This is a genomic window from Streptomyces sp. NPDC056161 (assembly GCF_042268025.1).
Lineage (GTDB): Bacteria > Actinomycetota > Actinomycetes > Streptomycetales > Streptomycetaceae > Streptomyces.
The window spans coordinates 1-3,593 of record NZ_JBHJUV010000009.1 but is presented as its reverse complement, the minus strand read 5'-3'; the positions used below and the strand labels follow the sequence as shown (position 1 = coordinate 3,593).

The 3,593-nt window shown below is 69.3% G+C and carries 2 protein-coding genes; both read right to left on the bottom strand.

Annotation, left to right across the window (positions count from 1 at the left end; all coding sequences use genetic code 11):
• Nucleotides 1–192: 192 nt before the first annotated feature.
• Nucleotides 193–1,140, bottom strand: a complete 948-nt coding sequence (locus tag ACFC09_RS10525) for a hypothetical protein (protein ID WP_376525655.1) — start codon at nucleotides 1,138–1,140, stop codon at nucleotides 193–195.
• 675 nt (nucleotides 1,141–1,815) lie between these two features.
• Nucleotides 1,816–3,351, bottom strand: a complete 1,536-nt coding sequence (locus tag ACFC09_RS10520) for a VWA domain-containing protein (protein WP_376525653.1) — start codon at nucleotides 3,349–3,351, stop codon at nucleotides 1,816–1,818.
• Nucleotides 3,352–3,593 lie beyond the last annotated feature (242 nt).

Genomic DNA, 3,593 nt, shown 5'->3' with positions numbered 1-3,593 from the left:
GGGGGGGGGGTCGGGGCCCCACCCCGCGGCCCCCCCCGGGGGGGGGGGGGGGGGCCCCGCCTCCTGCCGACCGGAGAGGTTGCGGCCGTTGCGCCATCGTTCCCCCGTACGGAGAAGCAGATGGCCTTACCCGGAGCACCACGGCTCGGCTGCCTGCCGTTTCCTGCACGGCAGGTCACCTCGCCGCGAAGGTCACCTGCTGTGCCTGCGGGGAGGGGCGGGAAGAGTTCTTGCTGGAACAGGCATCTGGGCCAGGGCAGTACCGGGCCGGGCGGAAACGACCTCACCGCCGTCGGAGGCCCGACGCGACAAGGTAGGAGCGGGTATGCCGGGCATAAGCAACTGTGTTCCTGGCGAGATCGGGGAGACCGGGAGGGACACCGTCCTGGACACTGGTGACGGAGGCAGGTCAGGGACCCAGCCGTACAATTCCAATGCGACCGGGTTGACGGGAAGAGGAGCGCTCGTTCCGGACGCGGGACCGGTCGTGGCAGCGGAGGCGGGCTGCCTGATCGGCTCGTAGCCGGGCCGTTCCTGAACTGCTCCGGGTGAAGGCCGTGCATAGTTCTCATACATTCGGTAGACGAACCGCGCGACCTCTGAAGCCGCCACCAATCCCGCCCCGGCTGCTTCCAGCGAGTTGGTTTCCGTCGCGGCTCCCATAGCCCACACGCATTCGCCGAGTGCATGACCCAGGAAGCCCTTGTCCGTCTGTGCTTCCAAGAAGAAGCCCGCCGCTGCGCTTCCAAAGGCCAGAGTACGAGCCACGGGGTTTCCAGCAGGGCCTGCGGCCGCGAACGCGGCGTTCTCGGCCACACCGACCAGGTCTTTGACCCAGCCCGCCTCGCCCTGGGAGTATTGCAGTACCGCAGAGGTGAGACTTGCGGTGGCATTTACCGCCGGTCCCCAGGTCTGCATGACATGATTACCGGCCGCTACCCCGCCTGCCCACACAGCACCACCGACAGCGGTAGCCAATTTCGTTACGGCTGTTTTACCATCCTCGGGCCAAATTTCACCTGTTTTTATCCCGTTATGGGCAGCAAGGGCTTTTATCCCGTTGCGGACAGCGAGATGACCGAGACCGGCCGCCTTGAGAAAGCCACTATTGATCACGAAACCGCCGGACAGCAAACCCATGCCAGACGCCATGGTGTAGCTTTGGGCTGTCTCCGAGATTCTGTTCCCCGCGTCCGCAGTGCGCCGCGTCGCCCTGCCGGTGGCCGGCGTCGAAGTTCCTTCGCCCTCCAACAGCCCCAAAGCGACACTCGCCGTTGCCCCTAGAGCACCACCTTGCGATCTATCAACCGAGTCAGCCATGTGAGCACCTTTCGCCCCGACCTCGGAAATGTAAGAATTCCACTTGCCGTGCCGCGAGTGGTCCGTGCACCCAGGACTACCGCCCAGAATGCGCGAGACTCTGCCGTGATTCCCACCACACGCCGGCACAATTCGAAGACTTCGTCATCCAGCCGGGACGAAAGTCGACAGGAGAGCTCTCGGCACTCCCGCAAGGAATGTACGTCATAAATTCTTCACACGCCATTATCCCGAAGTTAACAATTTGATCTCTTGGCAGCCCGCACCAGGGCGCCGGGTTGGTGCGCTTGGGGCACGGCCGGCCGGTATCTCTGTCAAGACCCTGAATTTGCTACTTCACAGTGTTGTTGACGATTTTCTTTGCGTTGGTCCGGATGCATCCCTAAAACGTGCCGGACCACTCGGGGCGCGGCTGTACGGCGTCCGCCCGGGCGAACTGCCGGTGCGCGGGCAGGAAGTCGCGCCAGTGGCCGATGCGGCGGCCGTTGCGGGGGCTCAGTCGAGAAAGTGGTTCGCCTGTCCGATGGCCGTGGCGAGGTCGCGGACCGCGCCGTCCTCGGTGCTGCCCGCCAGGTCGTCGGCGTGCCCCCGCAGAGCGCCGAGTCCGGGGGCGCCCGGCAGCCGGTCGAAACGGTCGCCGCCGGTGCGCAGCGCGTCGGCGAAGTACGCGGCGACCGCAGCGACCTGGAAGCGGGGGGCCGCGGCCCAGACCGAGCCCTGGAGCGCGCCCGCCTCCAGCACTCCGGACGCCTCGTGCGGGTCGCGGGTGGCGGGGTCGAGCCAGCGGACGGTGGCCGTGGCCAGGTGGCCGGCGGCGCCGGGCCTGGTGCGCACGGCGTAGAGGGCGGTCACGGTGTGGCCGGGGCCGACCTCGCCGCCGTCGACCCGGTCGTCGCGGAAGTCCTCGTCGGCGACCCGCCGGTCGTCGTAGCCGACGAGCCGGAACTCGGCGACCGTCTCCGGGTCGAAGGCGACCTGGGCCTTGGCGTCACGGGCCGTCAGCTCGATGTTCCGCGGAAGCTGCTCGCAGAAGACCCGGCGGGCGTCCTCGGTGCCGGAGACGTACACGGTGTGCCCGTCGCCCTTGTCGGCGAGACGCTCCATCAGCGCGTCGCCGTAGTCGCTGCCGACGCCGACGCCGAAGAGGGTGATGCCGTACTCGCGGCGGGCCGAGTCGATGCGTTCGAGGATGGCGTCCGGGTCGGTGGCCCCGTCGTTGGCGAGCGCGTCGGAGACCAGCACGACCCGGTTGGTGGCACCCCGGCGCAGTCCCTCGACGGCGGTGGCGTAACCGGTTTCGACGCCCGCGCCGAGGTCGGTCGAGGACTCGGGCTCCAGCGCGTCGATCGCCTCGTGGATCCGGCCGCGGTGGCCGCCGAGGCGGGTCAGCGGCAGCACCGTCTCGGCCGCGTCGCTGAAGGTGACCAGCGCGACCGAGTCGTCCTCGCGCAGCCGGTCCGTCAGCTGGCCGAGGGAGTCCTTGGCGAGGTCCAGGCGGCCGGGCTCGCCCATGGAACCGGAGACGTCCACGACGAACGTCAGGGCGGCCGGCGGGCGCGTGTCGTCCGCTCCGGCCTCTCTGGTGGCGAGGCCGACCCGCACCAGGGACCAGTCGCCCTCACCGGTACGGGCGCCGTCGACCGTGACGGTGAAGCCGTCGCCGTCGGGCCGCCGGTAGTCCTGCCGGAAGCTGTTGACGAACTCCTCCGGCCGGACCGTCGACGGTTCGGGCCTGCGCCCGTCGGCGAGCGTGCGGCGGGCGTAGTCGTAGGAGGCCGTGTCCACGTCCAGGGCGAAGGTGGACAGGTCGCCGGTGGGATCGGCGGACGGGGAGGGCGCGAAACCCCCCGCGTCCCGGCCCCGGCTCCCCTGCTGTCGCGCCGAGCCGCCGCCGTACGCCGGGGCCGACACCTTGGCCTGGTCCGCCGTGCTGGTGCCGTCGTCCCCGCTGCACCCCGTCAGCAGCAGGCCGCCCGCCGCCGCGACGGCGAGCAGCGCGCCCCGCGTCCGCCGTGTCCGGTACCGCTTCATCTCGTCTGCCCCCTGCGCTGGTTGACGTCGACGTCTGTGACTGTGACGGCACAGGCGGCCGGAACGTGCGGCACGGGGTGTTGCGGATGGATCTCGAACCGGCCACGGCAGCGGCCCGCCGAGACCGGTGGGTGACCCTCCGTTGACCTAGTAGTGCTTGGTCAGGTTCGCATCGGTGTGGGTATGTCGCGGTGGCAGGTGGGGCAGGCGCCGGTCCAGACTGCGAGGAGTGTCTGAAGCTC